Source organism: Streptomyces sp. NPDC056128 (assembly GCF_042263835.1).
Classification (GTDB): domain Bacteria; phylum Actinomycetota; class Actinomycetes; order Streptomycetales; family Streptomycetaceae; genus Streptomyces.
In genome coordinates, this window is the sequence record NZ_JBHJVQ010000002.1 from 235,024 (window position 1) to 261,105 (window position 26,082).

Here is a 26,082-nt window from a genome sequence, read left to right on the forward strand (position 1 = left end):
GCCGAAAACCCCTGGTCCGCCGAGGTGCGGGCCAGGGGTTACGGCTGCTATTGACTGAATTCCGTAACGATGACGCAGCGCCCAATCATTGGCCAATGATCGTCGTCGTCCGGGACACGTTCGGCCTAGCGGGCCGCCGCCGCGTCACAGGCCTGCCCCCGGAGGGCCCGCGCCAGGTCGTCCCGTGCCTCAAGGACCAGCCTGCGCAGTGCCGGCGCCGCGTCCTCGTGCGCCGACAGCCACGTGTCCGTCGCGTCCAGCGTGTCCTGGGAGTCCCTCAGGGACGGGAACAGGCCCCGGACCACGTCCATCCCGATCTGGATGGACCGCTCGGCCCACACCCGCTCGATCGCCGCGAAGTACTTCTCCGTGTACGGCGCGAGCAACTCCCGCTGCGAGGACTGCTCGAAGCCCGCGATCGTCGCCTCCACCAGGGCGTTGGACAGCGTGTCGGACTCCACGACCTGCGCCCACGCCTGCGCCTTCACCGCCGCCGACGGCCGGGCCGCCAGGCAGCGCACCTGGTGGCGCTTGCCGGAGGCCGTGTCGTCGCGGGCCAGCTCGTCGGCCAGTTCCTTCTCCCCGACCACGCCGTGCACCGCGAGCGACTCCAGGAACGCCCAGCGCAGCTCCTGGTCGACGTCCAGACCCGGCAGCGTCATCGTGCCGTCCAGCAGCGCGGTCAGCAGCTCGAAGCCGGCCGGCGCGTCGGACACGCGCGCGAAGAACCGCGCCCACGCCAGCTGGTGCTCGCTGCCAGGTTCGGCGGCGTAGAGCTGGAGCGACGCGCCCTGGGCGAGCAGCCGGCCGGTCTGCTGCCGCCGGTCGGACGCCGTGTAGTGCACCGCCGCCGACTCCGCCCAGGCGTGCAGCATCTGGAGCACGCCGATGTCCGACTCGCGCCCCGCGAACCTCAGCACCAGGTCCACGAAGTCCCGCGCCGGCAGCAGCGCGTCCCGCGTCATGTTCCACAGCGCCGACCAGCACAGGGCACGGGCGAGCGGGTCGCTGATGTCACCGAGCCCGGCCCGCAGAGCGGTCAGCGAGGTGGCGTCGAAACGGGTCTTGCAGTACGTCAGGTCGTCGTCGTTGACGAGCACCAGCTCGGGCGCCTCGGCTCCGGCCAGCTCCGCGACGACCGTGCGCGGCCCGTCGACGTCCGCCTCGGCGCGCGCGTACCGCTCCAGTGCGCCTTCGGCGGTACGCCGGTACAGGCCCACCGCGACCCGGTGCGGGCGCAGTTCGGGATGCGACTCCGCGGCCTCCTGCACGACGGCCAGCTCGTCGATCCGTCCCTCGGCGCTCAGCAGCACCTGCGGGGTCAGCGAGTTGACGCCCGCCGTCTGGAGCCAGGAGCGCGCCCAGGCCGCCATGTCCCGTCCGCTGGTCTCCTCCAGCACCGACAGCAGGTCGCCGAGGCGGGTGTTGCCGTACGCGTGCCGCTTGAAGTAGCGCCGCACGCCCTCCAGGAACGCGTCCTGGCCGACGTACGCCACCAGTTGCTTCAGTGCGGAGGCGCCCTTGGCGTAGGTGATGCCGTCGAAGTTGAGCTTGGCGTCCTCCAGGTCACGGATGTCGGCCGTGACCGGGTGCGTGGAGGGGAGCTGGTCGGCGCGGTAGGCCCAGGCCTTGCGGCGGTTGGCGAAGGTGATCCAGGCGTCCTTGAAGCGGGTCGCGCCGACGTTCGCGAACGCGCCCATGAAGTCGGCGAAGGACTCCTTCAGCCACAGGTCGTCCCACCACTCCATGGTGACCAGGTCGCCGAACCACATGTGCGCCATCTCGTGCAGGATCGTGTTGGCGCGGCCCTCGTACGACGCCCGCGTCACCCTCCCGCGGAAGACGTACTCCTCCCGGAAGGTCACCAGGCCCGGGTTCTCCATGGCGCCCAGGTTGTACTCCGGCACGAACGCCTGGTCGTACTTCCCGAAGGGGTACGGGTAGTCGAAGTGGTCGTGGAAGAAGTCCAGGCCCTGCTTGGTGATCAGGAAGACGTCGTCGGCGTCGAAGTGCGGCGCCAGACCCTTGCGGCACAGGGCGCCCAGCGGGATCTCCAGCCGCGTGCCGTCCTCGAAGGTCCGCTCGTAGGAATCCGTGACGTAGTGGTACGGGCCCGCGACGACACACGTGATGTACGTCGAGACCGGCTTCGTCTCCGCGAACCGCCACACCCCGTCCACGCGCTCTCCGGCGCCGTTGCTCCACACCGTCCACTCCTCGGGCGCCCGCACCTCGAAGCGGAACGGTGCCTTCAGGTCCGGCTGCTCGAAGTTGGCGAAGACCCGGCGGGAGTCGGCCGGCTCGTACTGGGTGTACAGGTACACCTCGCCGTCCTCGGGGTCGACGAAGCGGTGCAGGCCCTCACCGGTGCGGGAGTAGGCGCACTGGGCGTCGACGACCAGCTCGTTGTCGGCGGCCAGGTCCTCCAGGGCGATCCGGGTGCCGTCGAAGACCTCGCTCGGGTCGAGGTCGCGGCCGTTGAGGGAGAGGGCGGTGACGCTCGGGGCGACCAGGTCGGCGAAGCTGCTCGCGCCGGGTTCGTTGCAGCGGAACCGGACCGTGGTGACGGAACGGAAGGTGCGGGGCCCCTCGCCCTGCGTGTCACCGACGGCCGAGCGCACGTCGAGGGACACCTCGTACCCGTCGACGGACAGCAGGGCGGCCCGCTCCCGGGCCTCGTCGCGGGACAGATTCTCACCGGGCACGGGTGGCACTCCCTCGGATGGTGTTCAGTATGCGGACAGCACCGATCCTGCCATGCGCCCCTGACGTGCGGCAGCCGGGGAATGGGTGGGGTACCCGGCCGTGTTGCCCGTACAAAAGCCTGCTCGTGCGCCTCATGAGGAGAGACATGTCGGACAAGACTCCCGTCGACTTCTGGTTCGACCCCCTGTGCCCCTGGGCATGGATGACCTCGCGCTGGGTCCTGGAGGTGGAGAAGGTCCGGGACATCAAGGTCCGCTGGCACCTGATGAGCCTCGCCGTGCTCAACGAGGACAAGCTCGACGAGCTGCCGGACGAGTACCGCGAGATGCTGGAGGTCAAGGCCTGGGGCCCGGTCCGCGTGGTCATCGCGGCCCAGGAGGAGCACGGCGCCGAGGTGCTCGGCGACCTCTACACGGCGCTCGGCACCCGCATCCACAACCAGGAGGAGGGCCCGGGCCGCGAGACGGTCGCCGCCGCCCTGAAGGACGTCGGCCTGCCCGAGTCCCTCATGGACCACTGGGACGCCACGCCCTACGAGCCCCAGCTGCGCGCCTCCCACAAGGAGGGCATCGATAAGGTCGGCCAGGAGGTCGGCACCCCGGTCATCGCCGTCCCCGGCGCCGACGGCGGCCAGCTCGCCTTCTTCGGCCCGGTCGTCACCCCGGCGCCCAAGGGCGAGGAGGCCGCCAGGCTGTGGGACGGCACCCTCGCGGTGGCCTCGGTCCCCGGCTTCTACGAGATCAAGCGCACCCGCACCAAGGGCCCGGACTTCAGCAACCTGTAGGCCGGAAGGAGTCCGGCAGATCGAACCCGGACCTCCAGTTGAAGTAGGACTGCACCCGCACGCAGCCCTCGCGCGCACAGCGCCGGTAGGTGCCCAGGTCGGCCCTGGACACCTGCGTGCGGGTGAGCGCGTACGCCCGCTCGGCCTCGTCGAGCGGGCGGAAGTCCTGGTCCGTGTCCCCGCAGTTGGGGCAACGCCGGTTCGGAAGACCCATGCCGGACACTGTGGCCCGGAACCACTCCCACCGGGAAGCCTCCGCCCGGCGGCGGTCATCTGTTCCCGTCGGCTCCCCTCCCGTAGGAGCATGGGCACACCCACTCACTGGAGGCGAGCCCCACCCCATGACGGAGATCGACACCTCGGTGCCGCACTCGGCCCGGATCTGGAACTACTGGCTGGGCGGCAAGGACAACTACCCCGTGGACGAGGCGGCCGGCGACGCCTACACGGCCGTCTTCCCCGGCATCGTCACCATCGCCCGCAGCAGCCGTGCCTTCCTCGGCCGCGCCATCCGGTACCTGGTCCTGGAGGCCGGGGTGCGCCAGTTCCTGGACGTCGGCACCGGGCTGCCGACCGTCGACAACACCCACGAGGTCGCCCAGCGGCACGCCCCCGGGGCGCGGATCGTCTACGTCGACAACGACCCGCTGGTCCTCGCGCACGCCCGCGCCCTGCTCACCTCCACCCCCGAGGGCGTCACCGCCTACGAGGACCTGAGCCTGTACGAGCCGGAGCGCATCCTGGAGGCGGCCGGACACACCCTCGACCTGACCCGCCCCACCGCCCTCATCCTCAGCGGCATCCTCGGACACATCGACGGCCACGACTGGGCCCGCGACCTGGTCCGCCGCCTGATGGCCGGCCTGCCCGCCGGCAGTTACCTGTGCGTCAACGACGGCTCCCGCGGCACCGACCCGGCCTACGAGGCGGCCCAGGACGGCTACAACGAGACCGGCGCCGTCCCCTACTTCCTGCGTCCCGTGGAGCAGATCGAGGCCTACTTCGAGGGCCTGGAACTGGTCGACCCGGGCGTGGTGTCGGTCCCGCTGTGGCGTCCGGACCAGGCCCCGGACGGAACGGCCCCGCAGCCGATCGGCCAGCACGGCGGGCTCGCCCGCAAGTCCTGACACCCCGCCCGGCACACAGAAAGCCCCCGCGAGTCAGGTCCTCGCGGGGGCTTCCCTCATTCCGCCTGCCGTCGTGAAGGGTGAGAAGACGATCACGAGGCAGGACGACTCGGGGAGTCGGTCGGCGTCAGGGCGCCAGCAGCAGCACGTTCGTGCGGGCCTTGGCGGCCTCGTAGCGCTTGGCCACGTCCTGCCAGTTGACGACGGCCCACATGGCGTCGATGAAGTCGACCTTCTGGTTCTTGTACTGCAGGTAGAAGGCGTGCTCCCAGGCGTCGAAGACCAGGATCGGCGTGGAGCCCTGGCCGACGTTGCCCTGGTGGTCGTAGACCTGCTCGACGATGAGACGGCCGCTCAGCGGCTCGTACGCCAGCACACCCCAGCCGGAGCCCTGCGTGGTCGCGGCGGCCTTGGTGAGCTGCGCCTTGAAACCGGCGAAGGAGCCGAACGACTCGGCGATCGCGTCGGCCAGCCCGCCCACGCCGTCCTTGTCCAGGGGCTCGCCACCGCCGTCACCGGTCATGTTGTGCCAGTAGATGGAGTGCAGGATGTGGCCGGAGAGGTGGAAGGCCAGGTTCTTCTCCAGGCCGTTGATCGAGCCCCACGACTCCTTGTCGCGCGCCTCGGCGAGCTGCTCCAGCGTGTCGTTGGCGCCCTTCACATAGGCCGCGTGGTGCTTGTCGTGGTGCAGCTCGATGATCTCGGGGCTGATCACAGGGGCCAGCGCGGAGTAGTCGTACGGCAGTTCAGGAAGCGTGTAGACGGACATGGCGGATCCCCTCCGAGCTTCTTATTGCAAAAGGCTTGCAAGTGCACGCTAGCAGCAGGTCACGGCGAGAGCGCGGACGGGCGGGCCGAACGAGCACGAAAGAGCCCCCGCACGCGTCCGTGCGGGGGCTCTCGGAGAGGTCGGGCGGTGGGCTACACGCGGGCGCGCCGCCGCTGCCAGGCGTAGCCGACGGCCGCCAGGACCAGCGTCATCCCGCCCGTCGAGTACAGCTGCACCCGGGTGTCCGGCTCGCGGGCCATCAGGACGAAGACCGCGGCCATGCCCGCCAGCGCCACCCACGTCAGCCACGGGAAGCCCCACATGCGCACGACCAGCTTCTCGGGCGCCTCCCGCTCCAGGCGGCGGCGCAGCCGCAGCTGGGCGACGGCGATGAAGATCCAGACGACCAGGATGACCGCGCCGATCATGTTCAGCAGCCAGGAGAAGACGTCGTCCGGCCGCCAGTAGCTGAGCAGCACGCAGCCGAAGCCGAAGAGGGAGGAGACCAGCACCGCGATCCGCGGCACCCCGCCCGACACCCGGCCCAGCGCCTTCGGGCCCTGGCCGCGCTCGACCAGCGAGTAGCCGATCCGGGAGGCACCGTAGATGTTGGCGTTCATCGCGCTCAGCAGCGCGACCAGCACGACGACGTTCATGAGCTGGCCGGCGCCCGGGATGCCCAGCTCGTCGAGGGCGGCGACGTAGGGGCCCTTCTCGACCACCTCGGGGGAGTCCCAGGGGACCAGGGTGACGATGACCGCCATCGAGCCGATGTAGAAGAGCGCGATCCGCCACATCGCCGTCCGTACGGCGCTCGCCACGCCCTTCACCGGGTTCTCCGACTCGGCGGCCGCGATGGTCACCGTCTCCAGACCGCCGTAGGCGAAGACCGAGGCGAGCAGGCCGATGATCAGGCCGTTGCCGCCGTTGGGCATGAAGTCGCTGAGGTGCGAGGTGCCGGGGGCGTCGGTGCCCGGCAGGACGCCGACGATCGCCAGCACGCCAAGCACCAGGAACAGCGAGATCGCGCCGACCTTGAGGGCGGCGAACCAGAACTCGAACTCGCCGAAGTTCTTCACCGCGGCCAGGTTCGTCCCGCAGAACACCACCATGAACAGCGCCACCCACGCCCACTCGGGCGTGCCAGGCAGCCAGCCGTGCACGATCTGCGCCGCGCCGATGCCCTCCAGGCCGACGGCGGTGCAGAGCAGCACCCAGAACGCCCAGCCCGCGGTGAACCCGGCCCAGGGGCCGATCGCCCGTTCGGCGTGCGCGGAGAAGGAGCCCGAGGACGGATAGGCGGCGGACATCTCGCCCAGCATCCGCATCACCAGCATCACGAGGAGGCCGGAGAGGGTGTAGGCGACGACGATCGAGGGTCCGGCGGCGGCGATACCGGCCCCGGAGCCGACGAACAGCCCGGCGCCGATCACGCCACCGAGGGCGATCATCGACAGGTGGCGCTGCTTGAGGCCGTGGGAGAGGGCGGCGTCGTCCGACCGCGGTGGCGCCTCGGTGGTGGTGCTGTTGGACATGGAGCGGCTCGTCCAATGCGTGGGGGAGGGGCAGGGCAAAAACGCCCACAGTCTCCGGGGTCGCGCCGGTGGGCGACAGCGGCTGCCCACGATGCGGACACTGTCGATACGGAACGTGATCGTCCGAATGCGGAATTCCGCTTACCCGTGACGCCCGCGTCACCCGCTCAGTGACCGGTGTCACCCGAGAGCAGGTGTATCCCGCGCGTTTGTCGGGAGCCCACCAAGCCGCCGATCGAGCCTTTGTCGAGCGCTGCTGGTGATCGGCCCCGGCCCGCTGGGATAGCGTCACGCTGTCCCGACATGTCCACACCACCGCGGAGTCCCCATGAGCACCGCCGCCGTCCCCACCGCCCGTTCCGGGCAGGTCCTCGCCGACCTCATTCCTTCCTCCCGCGTCCGGGACGTAGCGCTCGTGGCCGGCGGCGCCGTGCTCACCGGCGTGGCCGCCCAGATCGCGGTACCCGTGCCCGGCTCCCCGGTGCCGGTGACCGGCCAGACCTTCGCGGCGCTGCTCGTCGGCACCGCGCTCGGCGCGCGCCGCGGCCTGCTCTCGCTCGCGCTCTACGCGCTGGTCGGCATGGCCGGCATGCCGTGGTTCGCGGAGGGCGGCTCCGGCACCGCGGCCCCGTCCCTCGGCTATGTCTTCGGCATGCTGCTCGCCGCCACGGTGGTGGGCGCCCTGGCCCGCCGCGGCGCCGACCGCTCCGTGCTGCGCATGGCCGGCACGATGCTGCTCGGCGAGGCGATCATCTACGCCGTCGGCGTGCCGTACCTGGCCCTGGCCGCGGACATGTCCCTCACCGCCGCGATCGCGGCCGGCCTCACCCCGTTCCTGATCGGCGACGCGCTGAAGGCCGCCCTGGCGATGGGCGTCCTGCCCACCGCGTGGAAGCTGGTCGACAAGCGGTAGGACCGCGGTAGCGCACGAAAGGGGCTCGCCCGGTCGCAGCAGCAACCGGGCGAGCCCCTTTCGTGTCCCGGGTTCGGGCGGCGGTCAGCCCTTCTCGGCGACGGCCTTGTCGGCGACGGCCTTCCGCCCGGTGATCCGCTGCTTGACGAGGGCGACGACGATGACGAGCGCCGCGACGAGCAGCGACAGCAGCACGGTCGTGCGCCCGTTGTTCTCGGTGTCGGTGAGCATGTAGCCGAGCACGAAGACGATGACGGCGGCGGCCACCCAGGTCAGGTACGGGAACAGCCACATCCGCACCACCAGCTTCTCCGGCGCCTCCGCCTCGATGATCTTCCGCATCCGCAGCTGCGAGAGGCAGATCACCAGCCAGACGAAGAGGGCCACGGCGCCCGAGGAGTTGACGAGGAAGAGGAAGACGGAGTCCGGGAACTCGTAGTTGAAGAAGACGGCGACGAAGCCGAACACCACGGACACGAGGATCGCCGTCCGCGGCACGCCCTGCGAGGTCGTCCGGGCGAACGCCTTCGGTGCGTCACCGCGCCGGCCGAGCGAGAAGGCCATGCGGGAGGCCGTGTAGAGCCCGGAGTTCAGGCAGGAGAGCACCGAGGTCAGCACGATGAAGTTCATGATCTGACCGGCGTTCGCGATGCCGAGCGAGTCCAGGGCGGCCACGTACGAGCCCTTGTCGATGATCGACTGCGAGTCCCACGGCAGCAGCGCGACCACGACGAAGATGGAGCCCAGGTAGAAGACGCCGATACGCCAGATGATGCTGTTGGTCGCCTTGGTGACGGCGCGCTGCGGGTCCTCGGACTCACCGGCGGCCAGCGTGGGGATCTCGCTGCCCATGAAGGAGAAGACGACGAGCAGTACGCCGGTCAGGATCGCTCCCGCGCCGTTCGGCAGGAAGCCGCCGTGCTCCGTCAGGTTGGCCAGTCCGGCCTGGTCGGTGTCGGCGCCGGGCAGCAGGCCGAAGACGGCCAGCCCGCCGACGACGATGAACGCGGCGATGGCGACGACCTTGATCCCCGCGAACCAGAACTCGAACTCGCCGTAGGAGCCGACGGAGACGAGGTTGGTGGCGGTCAGGACGACCATCACGATCAGGGCCCAGCCCCACTGGGGCACGGCCGGTATCCAGCCTTCGAGGATCACGGCCCCGGCGGTCGCCTCCACCGCCAGGACGACGACCCAGAAGAACCAGTAGAGCCAGCCGATGGTGAACCCGGCCCAGGGGCCGATCGCCCGGTCGGCGTGCGCGGAGAAGGAGCCGGAGGTGGGGTTGGCGGCGGACATCTCCCCGAGCATCCGCATCACCAGCACCACGAGCGTGCCGACGAGGGCGTAGGAGAGGAGGATGCCGGGGCCCGCGGTGGCGATTCCCGAGCTGGAGCCGACGAAGAGTCCGGCTCCGATGACACCGCCGATGGCGATCATCGACAGATGGCGGTTCTTGAGCCCTGCCTGAAGCCCGGGCCCGGGTTCTCCGGGCCCCGCGGGCCCGTCCTCGGGCTTGGTCAAGGTCGGCTGCGAAGTCATGGGGGAGGTCTTCCTTTGCGCCGGTCGTGCACTTTCCCGTACGAGCGGTGTACGAGCCGGACCAGTGAAACGGAGGTGAACGGATTGGGGAACCTCTGAATCCGGATCGTTACTTGAGCTTCGCCTGAGGTTCCATAGTTTCACTCGGCGATTTCAAGGCTGACACCCGACAGGGCCCTCCCCTAGGGCGCATGTCACACTCGTCGCATGCGCGTGTATCTCGGCTCGGACCATGCGGGCTTCGAATTCAAGAACCACCTCGTCGACTGGCTCAGGGCGGCGGGCCACGACCCCGTCGACTGCGGCCCGCACATCTACGACGCCCAGGACGACTACCCGCCCTTCTGCCTCCGCGCCGCCGAGCGGACGGCCGCCGAGCCCGGCGCCCTCGGCATCGTGATCGGCGGCTCCGGCAACGGCGAGCAGATCGCCGCGAACAAGGTGAAGGGCGTGCGCGCGGCGCTGGCCTGGAGCGAGGAGACGGCCGCTCTCGGCCGCCAGCACAACGACGCCAACGTCGTCGCGGTCGGCGCCCGCATGCACACGCGGGACGAGGCGACGAAGTTCATCGAGACCTTCCTCGCCACCCCGTTCTCCGGCGACGAGCGCCACATCCGCCGCATCGACATGCTCGCGTCCTACGAGACCACGGGCGACCTCCCGCCGATCCCGGCACACCACCCGCAGCAGTAGCACGGAGCGCCTCCGGCGGTGCCATTCCCCGACGCGTGCGCGTCGGGGGCAGGGACGCCGGGGGCCGAGGTGACGTGCGGCCCGCGGGTGCTGGAACGTGCCGCGGGGCGCCTCCGGCGGTGCCTTTCCCTGGTGCGTGCGCGTCGGGGGGCAGGTACGCCCCGGGCCAAGGTGACCCGCGGCCCCGGGGTGCTGGAACGTGCGCCCGGGGGCCGGTGCTCCAGGGGTGCAGGGGACGGAGTCCCCGCCGGGGGCCGGGGCGGAGCCCCGGGTGAGTCCCGCCTCTCGACCGACCGAGTCGGGTGGGCGGGTGGGCCGAGGCAAGGAAAGGAAGGGACACCGTGCCAGAGGGGCACACCATCCACCGGCTGGCCCAGGACTACGCCGCCGCCTTCGCCCGGACGGCAGTCCACGTCACCAGCCCCCAGGGCAAGTTCGCCGACTCCGCCGCCCTCCTCACCGGCACCCGCCTCGTCCGCACCGAGGCCCACGGCAAGCACCTCTTCCTCGGCTTCGGCGCCGCCGAGCCCGCCCACTGGGTCCACATCCACCTCGGCCTCTTCGGCAAGGTCACCTTCGGACCGGCCCCCGCGCCACCCCCCACGGACACCGTCCGCCTCCGCCTCGTCAACGAGACGGCCTACGTCGACCTCCGCGGCCCCACCACCTGCGCCCTGATCACCGACGCGGAGAAGCAGGCGATACACGACCGCCTCGGCCCCGACCCCCTGCGCCCGGACGCCGACCCGCAGTCGGCGTACCGCCGCGTCTCCCGCAGCCGCACCACCATCGCCGCCCTGCTCATGGACCAGAAGGTCATCGCCGGCGTCGGCAACGTCTACCGCGCCGAGGTCCTCTTCCGCCACGGCATCGACCCGTACCGCCCCGGCAAGGCCATCACCCCCGCCGAGTGGGACACCATCTGGCACGACCTCACCGCCCTCATGCGCGAGGGCGTGCGGAACAACCGCATCGACACCGTCCGGCCCGAGCACACCCCCGAGGCCATGGGCCGCCCGCCCCGCGTCGACGACCACGGCGGCGAGGTCTACGTCTACCGCCGGGCCAACCTCTCCTGCCACCTGTGCGGCGACGCGATCCGCACCGCGGACCTCGCCGCCCGCAACCTCTTCTGGTGCCCGACCTGCCAGAAGCGGTAGCGCCCCGCCCTCAGAACCCGTACGGCAGCCACGGCACGACGGGCGACCCGAACCCCACCGACGCCTCCGTCAGCGCCCCGGGCCGCACCTCCCGCACCCGCCCGGCCGCGGCCAGCGAGGCCAGGCTCACGCCCCCGAGGTAGGCCGCGCCCAACTCCCGTACGGACAGGGCGAGATCGGCCGCATCGGACGTACGCTCGCAGGACGCGCCCTTGCGGTCGCCGCTCAGCCGCCAACGCCCCTCGTTCCAGGGGCAGAAGGCGTCCTCGACCTCGAACACCACGTCCACCGGCGCCTGGTAGGTCCGCGCCGCCAGCGCCGCCCCCACGTCCACCAGCCGCACGTACAGCGCGTCCCGCAGCGTCGGCCGGCACCGCCGGATGTCGGACACCTGGTACTGCCACGCCTCGTCGACCGGCCGTCCCCGCGCCGTCAGCGTCGAGGTCAGGTCGACGTCGAACAGGAAGCGCCACAGCGCCGCCTCGGTCGCCGCGTCCAGCCCCGCCAGCTCGTCCAGCACCACCGTGCCCTTGGGCCCCGCGGGCTCCCAGTCCGGCCGCACCCGGAACCGCGCGTACCCGGTGACCTCGCCGTCCCGCCGGGCGACCACGCACTGCAGCGGCGAGGCGCCGTCCCGCTCCTTCTCCGAGTCCAGCAGCCCCAGCCGGTCCCAGCCGGGCAGCCGGGCCAGCATCCCGGGCCGCCCGGGCACCTGCCGCGCGTACACCGCCTCGCACGCGTCGAGCACGTCGGCGGGCGCCGCGTACGCGAGCCGTACGTCATCCGTGCCCGGCGGCACCGACAGCCGGACCCGGTCCGTGTCGATCTCCGCGTTGACCTGGAAGGTCGCGGCGCCGTACCCGAACCGGCCGTAGATGGCCGGTTCGGAGGCGGTCAGTACGGCCAGCGGCTCGCCCCAGGACCGTACGTCGTCCAGCTGCCGCCGCATCATCGACGTGAGCACACCCCGCCGCCGGTGCGTGGCGGCGACGCTCACCATCGTCACGCCGGCCGCGGCCACCGCCGCACCGCCCGGCACGGTCAGCCGGAAGTCGAACGCCCCCGCCGTACCGACGCACGCGTCGCCCTCCCACACACCGATCGAGCGCTCGACCCGCGTCAGCTCCCGGTACAGGGCCAGCACCTCGGCCGATTCCGGGATCCCGCCGAAGGCACGGATCAGCGACCCGTACCAGATGTCCCATTCGTCGCGCCGCAGCACCCGCGGACCGGTCGTCATGTCGTCGCCGTCTGTTCCCGTGGAGCGTCCCATGCAGCATGCGTACCAGGGCGGTACGGAGAGGAGCGAGGCAATTTCCGCAGGGTTGCGGCGCGAAGGCCGTTCGTGAAGTTCACTGTGAAGTCGGGCCTCGGACGGGGGACAAGTGGGACCTCCCGTGCCAAGCAGCCGGTCCGATGGATAGGGTCCCGAACTAATGACAGCAGGACGACAGCGGCGCGCGGCGGCCGAGACGTTCACGGCCCGGTGGAAGAAGCAGTGGCACCGGGCCCGTGTCGGCGTGCGCCGATCCGCCGTCGACTACTTCCGCGGCGACGGCTCGGACTGGATCGCGCTCGCCGGACTGCTGCTCACGATCCCCGTCATCGCGGCCACCACGATGATGAACTCCGTATGGTGCGCCCCCTCCGCACTGGTCCTGCCGATCGTCGCGGGCGGCCTGCTGCTGCGCCCGGCCAGCCTGCTCGGCCTGTACGCGGCGGCCGCCACGGCGCTGATCGTGGAGTCGGTGCAGCTCGGCCCCTACACCGAGGGCCCCTCCCGGGTCACCCCCGGCGTGGTCCTGGTCGTCGCGGCCTGCGGTTTCTTCGGGCTGCTCGTCGCCCAGTTCCGCAGCCGGGTCGGCGTGCCCTGGCGGCGCGGCGGCACCATGCTCTTCGACCTGCGCGAACGCATCCGCGTCCAGAGCAAGCTGCCCCAGCTGCCGACCGGCTGGCACCGCGAGATGGCGCTGCGCCCGGCCGGCGGCCAGTCCTTCTCCGGCGACTTTGTCGTCGCCGCCCGCACCAACGGCGGCCGGACGCTTGAGGTGGTCCTCACCGACGTCTCCGGTAAAGGCATGGACGCGGCCTCCCGCGCCCTGCTGCTGTCGGGCGCCTTCGGCGGACTGCTGGGCAGCCTGCCCCCGCACGCCTTCCTGCCGGCCGCCAACGGCTATCTGCTGCGCCAGGACTGGGACGAGGGCTTCGCCACCTCCATCCACCTCGTCTTGGACCTCGACTCCGGCGACTACGAGCTGTACTCCGCCGGACATCCGCCGGGCCTCCAGCTCAGCGCCGGCACCGGCCGCTGGGAGGAGAAGTCGGCCGACGGACCGCTGCTCGGCGTGTACGACGGGGCGCAGTTCGACCAGGTGAAGGGCTCGCTGCGGCCCGGCGACGTGCTGATGCTGTTCACGGACGGCCTGGTGGAGACCTCCGACCGGGACATCTCCGAGGGCATCGACCGGCTCACCGGCGAGGCCGACCGGTATGTCGCGGGCGGTTTCCACGGCGCCGCCTGGCATCTGATCGAGGCGGTGGCCAAGGACGTCAACGACGACCGGGCGCTCCTGCTGATCAGCCGGGAGGGCCTGGCGGCCCAGGCGGCGCCGTCGGTGGCCGACTGACACAGTGGACTCCGTGTCCCGCACCTCTTCACCCACACCACCCCCGCCCGCCTCACGGCTCACCCCGGCCGAGGTCGAGGCCACCGCCCGGGCCGCCCACGCCGGACAGACCGACAAGGCGGGGCGGCCGTACGCCGAACACCTGCGGGCCGTCGCCGAGGGCGTGCGGCGGCGCGGCGGGGACGACGAGCAGATCGCGGCGGCCTGGCTGCACGACGCCGTCGAGGACGACGCGCTCTCCGAGCGATGGCTGCGCGAGGCCGCGCTGAGCCGCCGTACCAAGGACATCGTCCTCGCCCTCACCAGACGGCCGGGCGAGCCGCCCGAGGCGTACGCGGCACGGATCCTGGCCACGCCCGGCGCGGTCCTGGTCAAGGCGGCGGACCTGGCGCACAACGCCGACCCGGCACGCCTCGCGGTCCTCGACGAGGCCACCCGCACGCGGCTGACCGAGAAGTACACGCGGATGCGCGCACTCCTCGGCCTGGTCGAACCGGGTGCCTGAGGCGGGAGGACCCGTCGCTAGACGGAGACCTTCTCGCGCGGCTCGCTCACCGCACGCTTCTCGCTCTGCTTACTCTTCTCGCTCTTCTCACGGGCCCGGGCGGTGTCACCCGCGTCCCGCTTGAAAGCCCACTCCATCTTCGGCTCGACCACGAACCGCAGGGCCCGTTGGACGGGCTTGGTGCACAGCAGGGTGATGACGGAGGCCGCGAGGACGGTCAGTCCGACGGCGGCGAGCGGCTTGTCCCACACGGGCTTGTCGAACAGGCCCACGAAGAGGCCTTCCTTCACCAGGAAGCCGTGCAGCAGGTAGCCGTAGATCGTGCCCGCGCCCAGCGCCGTGAACCACATGCGGCGACCCGGCACCCAGGCGAAGAAGCACGCGGTCAGCACCAGCGAGCAGCCGAAGAGCGCGAGCGTCACGACGGGCCCGGACCACCAGGGGGCGCCCGTGGCCTGGACGGCGGCGTTGCGGTAGAACCAGCCGGTCTCCATGCGCGGCACCGACCACCAGGCGATGGCCACGGCCGCCGCGACGACCGGCACGGCCATGATCCGCACCGAACGGCGGCGCACCAGCTGGAAGTGCTCGGGGCGCAGCACGAGACCCAGCACGAAGCACGGCAGGAACTGCAGCACGCGCTGCATGTTCAGGTCGTCGCCGATCGAGGGTGTCACGGAGGCCAGCGCGGCGATGACCAGGGAGATGGGGAGCGGCCAACGCAGCGTCTGCCAGATGGGGGTGGTCAGCCTCCAGATGAACAGCGCGCACAGGAACCACAGCAGGTAGGTGGGGTCCAGCAGGCTGATGTCGTTGCCGGGGTCCTCGCTGACGCGGCGGTGCAGGGCGTAGGCGACCTCGAACACGAGGTACGGGACGGCGACACCGGTGATCAGCCGCTTGACCCGCTTGGGGCTCAGGTCGAAACTGCGCGAGAAATAGCCGGAGATGACGATGAACGCCGGCATGTGGAACGTGTACAGGACCCGGTAGAGGGTCTCCACGGTCCGGTTCCCGTCCAGGATTTGTCCCCAGGCGTGGCCGATGCCGACCAGCACGATCGCCAGGTACTTGGCGTTGTCGAAGAACGCGTCACGCCGGCGGCTCGGCTGGGGGCGCTGGGTCTGCTGGTCCGGAGGGGACGGCGTTTTCCGGTCACCGTGCGATCGCAGCGAGCTAGTCATGCAACCCCCCGCCGGAAACTCGGCGGGTCGTCACAGGACCTCGCTGCTCTGGTGGGGGACGGGGCAGCGTAGAACATCTGAGGCACCCTAGCGTTCTCCGTGTGATTCCGTAAAACCTCCGGCGTCATTCCTGCTATTCGACTCCGGCGTGTCCGTCGGCTACCCCGCATTTCGCGGAACGTGATCCCGCCGTTCGTGTGACGGCACCCACATAACCGGGTACGTCCTGTACAGACCAGTCCGTTGCCGCACCCCATTTGTCGTGACTCGTCATGATTAAGAACCCCATAAGACCGGCGGGCGACTCCGCTGGAATGTCCCCTTCAATGCGCTTACGGGACCCATGGGTGATCCTGTGATCTCCCTGTGATGTGCCCGGCGCTGTGGCCGCCGCGACAATTCGAAATACCTGCGAACGCGATGTGTGTGTATGGAAACGAACCGACCGGAATTCCCCGTACGGGTGACCGATCGAATTCACATGCGGGGTGCGATCGTTGGGTGGGCCCGCCCGCGCGGGGGCACCGAGTCAACCGGGAGCCGGCCGGACGATGTGTCACCCGCCGCATAGCGGGGCCCGGTTGGTGGCACGATGGTTCTGGCGGGGGTGTGCGGTGCGGCACCTCCGGGCCGGGAGAGCGGACCGACCGAGGGTGTGATCAGTTGTGGCCATTTCGCTGTCAGTGGTGCTGCTGTTGGCGATCATCCTGGTGGTGCTGCTCCGGGGAGGCTCCATCAAGGCGGGGCCGGCGATCGTCGCGGTCCTCTTCGGCTTCTTCCTGGCCTCGACGGGCATGGCCGACGACATCCAGCGGTTCCTGAACTCGATAGCGGACACGATCAACTCGATCCAGTTCTAGGGGACCGCCTCCGGGCCCGACCTGGCAGGAGCGCGCCGGGGAGGGTCAGGAGGGCTGCCGCCGGCGCTGCCGCGCCACGAACACGGCCGCGACGACCGAGATCACCAGGAAGAACAGGGCGCCCCCGCCCGACACCGCTGCCAGTACGGCTGCCCCGCCGCCGCCGACATCGGCTTCACGGGCGACCACGTGCGGGTCGTCTGCCTGGTACCGGACGGTCAGTGAACTGCCGGCAGAACTCTTGCCACCGCCACTGCCCACGGGAAGATCCGCCACCACGTTCTGCCCGTCGGCCTCGAACTCGACCCGGCAGTTGCCCGCCATGCACGCGCCGCTCGTATGCAAGGTCGCACGCGCCCGCACGCCGTCCTGGAGGGAGCGCAGATGCTGGGCCGCCGGAAGCATCACCAGCGCCGACAGCGCGCCCAGCAGCAGCGCGAGCACCAGCGGCACCAGGAAGGACGCACGAGGCCCCAGGGCACCGTTTCGCCGGTGCCCGCTGGAGGCACCCGTGTTCGCCAGGCCGTCCAGGGCCCTCACCATCCGTTTCGTCCAGCGAGTCCGATCGGGCCCCCGGAAAGCGGTCAGGGCCAGGTGGAGGAATGATCCTCCGCCTGGCCCTGAGCCGTATGGAGCGGGCGACGGGAATCGAACCCGCGTAGCTAGTTTGGAAGACTAGGGCTCTACCATTGAGCTACGCCCGCACAGCACGCGCCGCAGGTCGGTGACCGCGGCACTGAAGGCATCGTAGCGGGTCGTTCCCCCTCACCGCACACCCCTTCCGGTCGGCGCCGGGCCGGACCGGACGCACCGGAAACTCTGCGGTACCCGGTGCCCGGCGGCATGTACCCTACGTGTCGCACCAGACGGGGTGTGGCGCAGCTTGGTAGCGCGTCCGCTTTGGGAGCGGAAGGCCGTGGGTTCAAATCCCGCCACCCCGACCACCTCGGCCGATCACCGTCGAGCTCCACCGATCCTTCCGGACGGGCACCGGTGATCGCCTTTTGGGCCGTGTAGTCGCTGCCGTTACTATGCAAGCTGCACGCCCGTGTGTCTCAGCGTCTGAAGTCTCCGGGCGGCGAAATTTGCCGGATGCCGCTCTGGCTCCGGCAAAACCCAAGAAGTCAGCCACCAAGGAGACCGAACCGTGAAGAGCGCCGTGGAGACCCTGAACCCGACCCGGGTTCGGCTCACTGTCGAGGTGCCCTTCGAGGAGCTCAAGGACAGCCTCGACGCGGCGTACAAGAAGATCAACCAGCAGGTCACGGTGAAGGGCTTCCGCAAGGGCAAGATCCCGGCCCGGGTCATCGACCAGCGGTTCGGCCGCGGTGCGGTGCTGGAGGAGGCGGTCAACGACGCGCTTCCCAAGTTCTACACCGACGCGGTCAACGAGGCCGAGCTGAACCCGCTCGGCCAGCCCGAGGTCGACATCACGGAGCTGAAGGACGGCGAGACGCTGAACTTCACCGCCGAGGTCGACATCCGTCCGACCGTCGAGATCCCGGACTACTCCGGCATCGAGGTGGAGGTCGACGCCGTCGACGTCTCCGACGAGGACATCGAGAAGTCGGTGGAGCAGCTGCGTGAGCGCTTCGCCTCCACCTCCCCGGTCGAGCGCGCCGCCGCCGAGGGCGACGTGGTCACCCTCGACCTGCGGGCCGAGGTCGAGGGCGAGGTCCTGGAGGACGGCGTCGCCGACGGCGTCTCCTACACGATCGGCTCCGGCGAGCTGCTGGAAGGCATCGACGACGCCGTGACGGGCCTGGAGGCCGGTGGCGAGACCACCTTCACCTCCGAGCTCAAGGGCGGCTCGGGGGCCGGCAAGGAGGCCCAGGTCACCGTCAAGGTCAGCCAGGTCGCCGCGCGCGAGCTGCCCGAGCTGGACGACGACTTCGCGCAGCTCGCGTCGGAGTTCGACACGCTGGAGGAGCTGCGCGCCGACAGCCGCAAGCGCCTCGCCAACATGAAGCAGTACGACCAGGCCACGCAGGCCCAGGAGCGCGTGCTGGACAAGCTGCTCGAACTGGTCGAGGTCCCGGTCCCCGAGAAGCTCCTCGAGGACGAGGTCAACACCCGTAAGCACAACCTCGAGCACCACCAGCTCGGCCAGATGGGTCTCGACCTGGAGAAGTACCTGGAGCTCCAGGGCAAGACCGCCGAGGAGTTCGAGACCGAGACCCGTGAGGCCGCGGTCAAGGGCATCAAGACCCAGTTCGTCCTCGACGAGCTGGTCAAGCAGGAGAAGCTCAACGTCAGCCAGGAAGAGCTGACCGAGCACCTCATGCGCCGTGCCGCCTCCTCCGGCATGTCCCCCGACCAGTTCGCCCAGGCCGTCGTCGAGCAGGGCCAGGTCCCGCTCCTCGTCGGCGAGGTCGCCCGCGGCAAGGCCCTGGCCGCCGTGGTCGAGAAGGCCACGGTCAAGGACACCAACGGCGAGATCGTCGACCTGGACGACGAGGAGGACGAGACGGAGGCCACCGAGGCCGCCGCCGAGCCCGCCGAGTCGGGTGACGAGAAGGCCGAGGAGAAGACCGAGGGCTGACCCTCGAGCCGTCCCTGACGGATGTGGAACGGGCCCCGGACGTCTGACGCCGGGGCCCGTTCGTCGTACGGCTGGACAGCCCCCTCAGGGGCGCGGGGAACTGCGCGAACAACCACGACGAACCCGCACCCGGAGACGAACAGGAACCGTCACGGCGCTCTACGCCCCCGGCGAACACCCGCAGAACCGGGATGGCGCCGCAGGCCCACCGCGTTAGGGTCCATGAATACGAGGGCAGGGGAGTCCCCGAAAGCGGCTCCAGCCCCGCAGGGAAACGTGAGACGGCCCGGCGCCGTCGTAAGACGAGCAGGTGGATACGTGACGAATCTGATGCCCTCAGCCGCCGGCGAGCCCTCGATCGGTGGCGGCCTCGGCGACCAGGTCTACAACCGGCTGCTCGGCGAGCGGATCATCTTCCTCGGCCAGCCGGTCGACGACGACATTGCCAACAAGATCACCGCACAGCTGCTGCTCCTTGCCGCCGACCCGGACAAGGACATCTTCCTGTACATCAACAGCCCGGGCGGTTCGATCACGGCCGGCATGGCGATCTACGACACCATGCAGTTCATCAAGAACGACGTGGTGACGATCGCGATGGGCCTCGCGGCCTCCATGGGGCAGTTCCTGCTCAGCGCGGGCACCCCGGGCAAGCGCTTCGCGCTCCCGAACGCCGAGATCCTGATCCACCAGCCGTCCGCCGGCCTCGCCGGTTCGGCCTCGGACATCAAGATCCACGCCGAGCGGCTGCTGCACACCAAGAAGCGCATGGCCGAGCTGACCTCGCAGCACACCGGCCAGTCGGTCGAGCAGATCACCCGCGACTCGGACCGCGACCGCTGGTTCGACGCCTTCGAGGCCAAGGAGTACGGCCTCATCGACGACGTGATCCCCACCGCCGCCGGCATGCCGGGCGGCGGCGGCACGGGCGCCTGAGCCATCCCCCGCCCCGAGCCGACCGCCTCAGCCCCTTTACAGGAGACACTGTGAACGACTTCCCCGGCAGCGGCCTGTACGACCGCGCGCGTGCCGAGTACACCGGCCCGTCCGCCGAGTCCCGCTACGTGATCCCGCGCTTCGTCGAGCGCACCTCGCAGGGCGTGCGTGAGTACGACCCGTACGCGAAGCTCTTCGAGGAGCGCGTGATCTTCCTCGGCGTCCAGATCGACGACGCCTCCGCCAACGACGTCATGGCGCAGCTGCTGTGCCTGGAGTCGATGGACCCCGACCGGGACATCTCGGTCTACATCAACAGCCCCGGCGGCTCCTTCACGGCGCTCACGGCCATCTACGACACGATGCAGTACGTGAAGCCGGACATCCAGACGGTCTGCATGGGCCAGGCCGCCTCCGCGGCCGCCGTCCTGCTGGCCGCCGGCACCCCGGGCAAGCGCATGGCGCTCCCGAACGCCCGCGTGCTGATCCACCAGCCGTACAGCGAGACCGGCCGCGGTCAGGTCTCCGACCTGGAGATCGCCGCCAACGAGATCCTCCGGATGCGCGCGCAGCTGGAGGAGATGCTGGCCAAGCACTCCACCACGCCGGTCGAGAAGATCCGCGAGGACATCGAGCGCGACAAGATCCTCACGGCCGAGGACGCGCTGAGCTACGGCCTGATCGACCAGATCATCACCACCCGGAAGATGGACAACTCCTCTCTCCGCTAGGCGGGAGGCTGTATCGTCTGCCGCTCCTTGGCACGGTTTGACGCGGTTCACGTCAAAGCGAACCGTGCCAAGGGGGGCCCGGACGGGGGGCCCGGCAAGGTACCGTCGGACATAAGGCAGCACCAGGAGTCCGCTGCACGTTGACGTCAGGTCGACGTCCAGGAGTCTCCCAGGCGAAGGGGAAGCACACCGTGGCACGCATCGGTGACGGCGGCGATCTGCTCAAGTGCTCGTTCTGCGGCAAGAGCCAGAAGCAGGTCAAGAAGCTCATCGCAGGGCCCGGTGTCTACATCTGCGACGAGTGCATCGATCTCTGCAACGAGATCATCGAGGAAGAGCTCGCGGAGACCAGCGAGGTGCGCTGGGAGGAGCTCCCGAAGCCCCGCGAGATCTACGAGTTCCTCGAGGGCTACGTGGTCGGCCAGGAGGCGGCCAAGAAGGCCCTCTCCGTCGCCGTGTACAACCACTACAAGCGGGTCCAGGCCGGCGAGAACGGCGGCGCCCAAGGCCGCGAGGACGCCATCGAGTTGGCCAAGTCCAACATCCTCCTGCTGGGCCCCACGGGCTCCGGCAAGACCCTCCTCGCGCAGACCCTGGCGCGCATGCTGAACGTCCCCTTCGCGATCGCCGACGCCACGGCGCTCACCGAGGCGGGGTACGTCGGCGAGGACGTCGAGAACATCCTGCTGAAGCTGATCCAGGCCGCCGACTACGACGTCAAGAAGGCCGAGACCGGGATCATCTACATCGACGAGATCGACAAGGTCGCGCGGAAGAGTGAAAACCCCTCCATCACGCGTGACGTGTCGGGCGAGGGCGTCCAGCAGGCCCTGTTGAAGATCCTGGAGGGCACCACCGCCTCCGTCCCGCCGCAGGGCGGCCGCAAGCACCCGCACCAGGAGTTCATCCAGATCGACACGACGAACGTCCTGTTCATCGTGGGCGGTGCCTTCGCCGGCCTGGAGAAGATCATCGAGGGCCGGGCGGGCGCCAAGGGCATCGGCTTCGGCGCGCAGATCCGCTCCAAGCGGGAGATCGAGTCCAAGGACCAGTTCGAGCAGGTCATGCCGGAGGACCTGGTCAAGTTCGGCATGATCCCCGAGTTCATCGGCCGGCTCCCGGTCATCACCTCGGTCCACAACCTCGACCGCGAGGCCCTGCTCCAGATCCTGGTCGAGCCGCGCAACGCCCTCGTCAAGCAGTACGAGCGCCTCTTCGAACTCGACGGCGTGGAGCTGGACTTCGAGCGCGAGGCGCTGGAGGCCATCGCCGACCAGGCCATCCTCCGCCAGACCGGCGCCCGCGGCCTGCGCGCCATCATGGAGGAGGTCCTCCAGGGCGTGATGTACGAGGTCCCGTCCCGCAAGGACGTAGCCCGCGTCGTCATCACCGCCGACGTGGTCCTCTCCAACGTCAACCCGACGCTGATCCCCCGGGATTCGCGCGGGCGCGGCTCGGGCGAGCAGAAGACGGCGTAACCGCCGCACGTACGACGACGCCGAAGGGGCCCCGGTCGACTCCCGACCCGGGCCCCTTCGGCCGTCTCAACTGTCCCGCCCGGCTCAGGCCTTGACGCGGATCTCCTTGCGGAGCTTGGTGGTGATGTCCACGGCGACGTCCTTCGTGATGCCCTTGGTGGCGTCACCGGGGGAGACGACCGCGGCGGTGCTGTAGTCGGCCCACGCGCAGATCCAGTCGGTCTTCTCCTTCTTGGTCAGCTGGTTGGTGCCCTCGACCCCCTGGCACTTCATGACCGCCCCGTCGATGTCGACCGACTCGGGCTCACCGACCACCTTGCCGCCGGTGCCGCTGCCGGACGAAGAGCTCTTCTCGGACTGCTTCTTGAACTCCGCGAAGAACTTGTCGAGCGTCGCGTCGGGGTCGGAGATCTTCCCGTAGCCGCCGATGAAGGTGATGCCCTTGGCCGTCGCCATCTCCGAGGGGTCGGGCTGGGTGCTCGGGTCCGAGGGGTCGTAGTCGCTCAGGTCCGCGGTGGAGTAGAACCCGGTCACCCCCTTGCCGTCCTCGATCCCGGTCTTCGCGAGGTCCTCCGCGTCGCTGTCGGAGGAGGGCGCGGACTCGTCACCGGCACGCGTGTAGTCGCCCAGGACCGTCGCCGGCGTCGTCAGCTTGTGCGCGCCGTCGTCCTCCAGGCCGCCCGCGCCGCCGCCCCCGCCCAGCACGAAGTACGCGCCCACGCCGATCGCCGCCACGACCGCCACCGCGCCGATGATCAGGCCGGTCTTCTTCTTGCCGCCGCCCGGCGCCGGGGGCTGGGGCATGCCGTAGGGCTGCTGGCCGTAGGGCGGCTGCTGGCCGTACGGGGGCTGCTGGCCGTAGGGAGGGGTCTGCGGCGGGACGCCGCCCTGCTGGGGCTGCTGCGGATACCCGTAACCCGGCTGCGGGGGAGGCGTCTGCTGGGGGTAGCCGTAACCGGGCTGGGGCGCCTGCGGCGGCTGCTGGCCGTAAGGGCCCGGCTGGCCGTACGGTCCGGGCTGCTGGGGCTGCCCGCCGTACGGGCCCGGCTGGTTGTGAGACATTCCTGGGTTCCCCTCCAGATGCTTACGTGATGCTGACATCCTGACTCAGACCTGGCGTGCGCAGGTCACCGGGGGGCGCACCGTTACAAAGGAAACGCGTTTCGGGACAGGGCCGTGACGCCCTTAAACTGACCCCCGTGACCGAGAACTCTCAGCAGCCGCAGCCAGCCCCCAGCACCGAACTGCCGACCCAGTACGCGCCGGCCGAGGTAGAGGAGCAGCTGTACGAGCGCTGGGTGGAACGGGGCTACTTCGAGGCCGACGCCAAGAGCGAGAAGCCTCCGTACACCGTCGTCATCCCCCCGCCGAACGTCACCGGCAGCCTGCACCTCGGGCACGCCTTCGAGCACACGCTCATCGACGCCCTGACCCGCCGCAAGCGCATGCAGGGGTACGAGACGCTGTGGCAGCCCGGCATGGACCACGCGGGCATCGCCACGCAGAACGTCGTCGAGCGGGAACTGGCCAAGGAGGGCAAGTCCCGGCACGACCTCGGCCGTGAGGCGTTCGTCGAGCGCGTCTGGCAGTGGAAGGGCGAGTCCGGCGGCCAGATCAGCGGGCAGATGCGCCGCCTCGGCGACGCCGTCGACTGGTCCCGTGAGCGCTTCACGATGGACGAGGGCCTCTCCCAGGCCGTCCAGACCATCTTCAAGCGGCTCTACGACGACGAACTGATCTACCGCGCCGAGCGCATCATCAACTGGTGCCCCCGCTGCCTGACCGCGATCTCCGACATCGAGGTCGAGTACCAGGACGACGACGGCGAGCTGGTCTCCATGAAGTACGGGGACGGGGACGACACCATCGTCGTCGCCACCACCCGCGCGGAGACGATGCTCGGTGACACGGCCGTCGCCGTCCACCCCGAGGACGAGCGGTACAAGCACCTGATCGGCAAGCTCATCAAGCTGCCGCTCACCGACCGCTCGATCCCCGTCGTCGCCGACGAGCACGTCGACCCCGAGTTCGGCACCGGCGCCGTCAAGGTGACGCCCGCCCACGACCCGAACGACTTCGAGATCGGCCGGCGCCACGACCTGCCCGCCGTCGCGGTCATGGACGAGCACGCCGTCATCACCGCCCACGGCCCCTTCCAGGGCCTGGACCGCCTCGAGGCCCGCTCCGCCATCGTCGCCGCGCTCCGCGCCGACGGCCGGATCGTCGCCGAGAAGCGCCCCTACGTCCACAGCGTCGGCCACTGCTCGCGCTGCAAGACCACCATCGAGCCGCGCCTGTCCATGCAGTGGTGGGTCAAGGTCGGCCCGCTGGCCAAGGCGGCCGGCGACGCCGTCCGCGACGGCAAGGTCAAGATCCATCCGCAGGAGATGGAGAAGCGGTACTTCGACTGGGTCGACAACCTCCACGACTGGTGCATCTCGCGCCAGCTGTGGTGGGGCCACCGCATCCCGGTCTGGTACGGGCCGAACGGCGAGGTCGTCTGCGTCGGTCCCGACGACGAGGCGCCGACCGGTGAGGGCTGGACGCAGGACAACGACGTGCTCGACACGTGGTTCTCCTCCGGCCTGTGGCCGTTCTCCACGCTCGGCTGGCCCGAGCAGACCGAGTCGCTCGCGAAGTTCTACCCGAACTCCGTCCTGGTCACCGGCTACGACATCCTCTTCTTCTGGGTCGCCCGGATGATGATGTTCGGCCTCTACGCGATGGACGGTACCCCGCCGTTCCACACCATCGCCCTGCACGGCATGGTCCGTGACCAGAACGGCAAGAAGATGTCCAAGTCCTTCGGGAACGTCGTCAACCCGCTGGACTGGATGGACAAGTACGGCTCCGACGCGCTCCGCTTCACCCTCGCGCGCGGTGCCAACCCGGGCACCGACGTCCCGATCGGCGAGGACTGGGTCCAGGGCTCCCGGAACTTCGCCAACAAGATCTGGAACGCCACCCGCTTCGCGCTGATGAACGGCGCGACGGTCGAGGGCCCGCTGCCGGACGCGTCCGCCATGTCCTCGACCGACCGGTGGATCCTCTCCCGCCTCAACACGGTCGTCGCCGAGGTCGACGCGTACTACGAGGACTACCAGTTCGCGAAGTTGTCCGACGCCCTGTTCCACTTCGCCTGGGACGAGGTCTTCGACTGGTACGTCGAGCTGTCCAAGACCACCTTCCAGGCCGGCGGCGAGGCGGCCGAGGTCTCCAAGCGGGTCCTCGGCGAGGTCCTGGACGTCACGCTGCGGCTCCTCCACCCGGTCGTCCCCTTCGTCACCGAGACGCTGTGGACGACGCTCACGGGCGGCGAGTCGGTCGTCATCGCCGAGTGGCCCACCGACTCGGGCTTCCGGGACGCGGACGCCGAGCGGGAGATCGAGACCGTCCAGTCGGTGATCACCGAGGTCCGCCGCTTCCGCGCCGACCAGGGCCTCCAGCCCGGCCAGCGGGTCCCGGCCCGGCTGACGCTCGCGGGCAGCCCCCTCGCCGCCCACGAGGCGGCGGTCCGCCAGCTGCTCCGCCTCCAGCCGGAGGGCGACGCCTTCACGGCGACGGCCACGCTCCCGGTCGCGGGCGTCGAGGTCTCCCTCGACCTCTCCGGCGTGATCGACTTCGCCGCCGAGCGCAAGCGGCTCGCGAAGGACCTCGCCGCCGCCGAGAAGGAGAAGTCCCAGGCCACCGCCAAGCTCGGCAACGAGGCGTTCCTCGCCAAGGCCCCGGACAACGTGGTCGACAAGATCCGAGGCCGCCTCACCAAGGCGGACGAGGACATCACCCGCATCCAGTCCCAGCTGGAAAAACTGCCGCAGGCGTAACCGCCGTACGTCAATGAAGGCTCCCGGCACCGCGCAGACGCCGGGAGCCTTCAGGCCCCTCCAAGGGGCGCGGGGAACTGCGCGACCAGCCACAACGCACCCGCACACGCCACGAAACCCCAGCCACCCCACTCCCCGGCGCCACTGTCAGCGACCGTCCGTAGAC

General features: G+C 70.0%; 22 protein-coding genes and 2 tRNA genes. 14 read left to right on the top strand and 10 right to left on the bottom strand.

Annotated features, from left to right (window positions below; translation table 11 throughout):
• Positions 1-125: 125 nt before the first annotated feature.
• Positions 126-2,705 carry an aminopeptidase N gene (pepN, locus tag ACFC1X_RS05030; RefSeq protein WP_376348875.1) on the bottom strand — a complete coding sequence of 860 codons (2,580 nt, stop codon included), beginning with the start codon at positions 2,703-2,705 and terminating at the stop codon, positions 126-128.
• 146 nt (positions 2,706-2,851) lie between these two features.
• Here pepN and ACFC1X_RS05035 point away from each other — a divergent pair, with 146 nt between their 5' ends.
• Entirely contained in the window at positions 2,852-3,490 is a 639-nt protein-coding gene (locus ACFC1X_RS05035; RefSeq protein WP_161328445.1) for a DsbA family protein, read from the top strand.
• Here the strand turns inward: ACFC1X_RS05035 and ACFC1X_RS05040 are convergent.
• Complete coding sequence (locus ACFC1X_RS05040; RefSeq protein WP_376348877.1) at positions 3,477-3,704, bottom strand: hypothetical protein; 228 nt, start codon at positions 3,702-3,704, stop codon at positions 3,477-3,479. The two genes, ACFC1X_RS05035 and ACFC1X_RS05040, sit on opposite strands and share 14 nt — an antisense overlap.
• Before the next feature lie 127 nt (positions 3,705-3,831).
• Between ACFC1X_RS05040 and ACFC1X_RS05045 the strand changes: the two genes are divergently transcribed.
• Positions 3,832-4,617: an SAM-dependent methyltransferase gene (locus ACFC1X_RS05045; protein ID WP_376348879.1), complete on the top strand. Its 786-nt coding sequence runs from the start codon at positions 3,832-3,834 to the stop codon at positions 4,615-4,617.
• Between the two features lie 127 nt (positions 4,618-4,744).
• Here the strand turns inward: ACFC1X_RS05045 and ACFC1X_RS05050 are convergent, their stop codons facing one another.
• On the bottom strand, positions 4,745-5,386 hold the full coding sequence (locus tag ACFC1X_RS05050; protein WP_352153282.1) for a superoxide dismutase: 642 nt from the start codon (positions 5,384-5,386) through the stop codon (positions 4,745-4,747).
• Between the two features lie 152 nt (positions 5,387-5,538).
• Positions 5,539-6,921, bottom strand: coding sequence for an amino acid permease (locus ACFC1X_RS05055; RefSeq protein ID WP_376348881.1), 1,383 nt, complete (start codon positions 6,919-6,921; stop codon positions 5,539-5,541).
• A gap of 328 nt (positions 6,922-7,249) precedes the next feature.
• On the opposite strand from ACFC1X_RS05055, the gene ACFC1X_RS05060 reads away from it, so the two are divergent.
• Positions 7,250-7,834, top strand: coding sequence for a biotin transporter BioY (locus ACFC1X_RS05060; RefSeq protein ID WP_352153280.1), 585 nt, complete (start codon positions 7,250-7,252; stop codon positions 7,832-7,834).
• Between the two features lie 84 nt (positions 7,835-7,918).
• Here the strand turns inward: ACFC1X_RS05060 and ACFC1X_RS05065 are convergent, their stop codons facing one another.
• The gene (locus ACFC1X_RS05065) at positions 7,919-9,376 is read right to left on the bottom strand and encodes an amino acid permease (protein ID WP_376348883.1); all 1,458 of its coding nucleotides are present in this window, start codon (positions 9,374-9,376) and stop codon (positions 7,919-7,921) included.
• Positions 9,377-9,583: 207 nt separating this feature from the next.
• Here ACFC1X_RS05065 and ACFC1X_RS05070 point away from each other — a divergent pair, with 207 nt between their 5' ends.
• Both ACFC1X_RS05070 and ACFC1X_RS05075 read left to right on the top strand, forming a co-directional pair.
• Positions 9,584-10,069, top strand: a complete 486-nt coding sequence (locus ACFC1X_RS05070; RefSeq protein WP_376348885.1) for a ribose-5-phosphate isomerase — start codon at positions 9,584-9,586, stop codon at positions 10,067-10,069.
• Positions 10,070-10,410: 341 nt separating this feature from the next.
• Positions 10,411-11,229, top strand: coding sequence for an Fpg/Nei family DNA glycosylase (locus ACFC1X_RS05075; RefSeq protein ID WP_376348887.1), 819 nt, complete (start codon positions 10,411-10,413; stop codon positions 11,227-11,229).
• A gap of 10 nt (positions 11,230-11,239) precedes the next feature.
• On the opposite strand, the gene ACFC1X_RS05080 is transcribed toward ACFC1X_RS05075, so the two are convergent.
• On the bottom strand, positions 11,240-12,469 hold the full coding sequence (locus tag ACFC1X_RS05080; protein ID WP_376349769.1) for a GNAT family N-acetyltransferase: 1,230 nt from the start codon (positions 12,467-12,469) through the stop codon (positions 11,240-11,242).
• A 196-nt stretch (positions 12,470-12,665) separates the two neighbouring features.
• Between ACFC1X_RS05080 and ACFC1X_RS05085 the strand changes: the two genes are divergently transcribed.
• On the top strand, positions 12,666-13,856 hold the full coding sequence (locus ACFC1X_RS05085) for a PP2C family protein-serine/threonine phosphatase (protein WP_376348888.1): 1,191 nt from the start codon (positions 12,666-12,668) through the stop codon (positions 13,854-13,856).
• A 13-nt stretch (positions 13,857-13,869) separates the two neighbouring features.
• Positions 13,870-14,361 (top strand): HD domain-containing protein, encoded by a 492-nt coding sequence (locus ACFC1X_RS05090; RefSeq protein ID WP_376348890.1) that lies wholly within the window; start codon positions 13,870-13,872, stop codon positions 14,359-14,361.
• Positions 14,362-14,378: 17 nt separating this feature from the next.
• Here ACFC1X_RS05090 and ACFC1X_RS05095 read toward each other — a convergent pair whose 3' ends face one another.
• Positions 14,379-15,545, bottom strand: a complete 1,167-nt coding sequence (locus tag ACFC1X_RS05095; protein WP_376348891.1) for an acyltransferase family protein — start codon at positions 15,543-15,545, stop codon at positions 14,379-14,381.
• Between the two features lie 665 nt (positions 15,546-16,210).
• On the opposite strand from ACFC1X_RS05095, the gene ACFC1X_RS05100 reads away from it, so the two are divergent.
• On the top strand, positions 16,211-16,405 hold the full coding sequence (locus tag ACFC1X_RS05100) for a hypothetical protein (RefSeq protein WP_053130833.1): 195 nt from the start codon (positions 16,211-16,213) through the stop codon (positions 16,403-16,405).
• Positions 16,406-16,450: 45 nt separating this feature from the next.
• Here the strand turns inward: ACFC1X_RS05100 and ACFC1X_RS05105 are convergent, their stop codons facing one another.
• Positions 16,451-16,948, bottom strand: coding sequence for a DUF3592 domain-containing protein (locus tag ACFC1X_RS05105; RefSeq protein ID WP_376348893.1), 498 nt, complete (start codon positions 16,946-16,948; stop codon positions 16,451-16,453).
• Between the two features lie 87 nt (positions 16,949-17,035).
• Positions 17,036-17,109: transfer RNA gene (locus tag ACFC1X_RS05110), tRNA-Gly, on the bottom strand.
• A 163-nt stretch (positions 17,110-17,272) separates the two neighbouring features.
• Between ACFC1X_RS05110 and ACFC1X_RS05115 the strand changes: the two genes are divergently transcribed.
• The 5 genes from ACFC1X_RS05115 to clpX all read left to right on the top strand — a co-directional run bounded on the left by ACFC1X_RS05115 (position 17,273) and on the right by clpX (position 22,092).
• A tRNA-Pro gene (locus ACFC1X_RS05115) sits at positions 17,273-17,349 on the top strand.
• Positions 17,350-17,552: 203 nt separating this feature from the next.
• Complete coding sequence (gene tig, locus ACFC1X_RS05120; RefSeq protein ID WP_376348895.1) at positions 17,553-18,947, top strand: trigger factor; 1,395 nt, start codon at positions 17,553-17,555, stop codon at positions 18,945-18,947.
• A 330-nt stretch (positions 18,948-19,277) separates the two neighbouring features.
• A complete protein-coding gene (locus tag ACFC1X_RS05125) occupies positions 19,278-19,883 on the top strand; it encodes an ATP-dependent Clp protease proteolytic subunit (RefSeq protein ID WP_064731751.1) in 606 nt (201 codons plus the stop codon).
• A gap of 50 nt (positions 19,884-19,933) precedes the next feature.
• Entirely contained in the window at positions 19,934-20,614 is a 681-nt protein-coding gene (locus ACFC1X_RS05130) for an ATP-dependent Clp protease proteolytic subunit (RefSeq protein WP_077800182.1), read from the top strand.
• Between the two features lie 191 nt (positions 20,615-20,805).
• Complete coding sequence (clpX, locus tag ACFC1X_RS05135; protein ID WP_122620118.1) at positions 20,806-22,092, top strand: ATP-dependent Clp protease ATP-binding subunit ClpX; 1,287 nt, start codon at positions 20,806-20,808, stop codon at positions 22,090-22,092.
• 84 nt (positions 22,093-22,176) lie between these two features.
• Here the strand turns inward: clpX and ACFC1X_RS05140 are convergent, their stop codons facing one another.
• Entirely contained in the window at positions 22,177-23,154 is a 978-nt protein-coding gene (locus ACFC1X_RS05140; protein WP_376348897.1) for a hypothetical protein, read from the bottom strand.
• Positions 23,155-23,291: 137 nt separating this feature from the next.
• Here ACFC1X_RS05140 and ACFC1X_RS05145 point away from each other — a divergent pair, with 137 nt between their 5' ends.
• The gene (locus ACFC1X_RS05145) at positions 23,292-25,916 is read left to right on the top strand and encodes a valine--tRNA ligase (RefSeq protein ID WP_376348899.1); all 2,625 of its coding nucleotides are present in this window, start codon (positions 23,292-23,294) and stop codon (positions 25,914-25,916) included.
• Positions 25,917-26,082 lie beyond the last annotated feature (166 nt).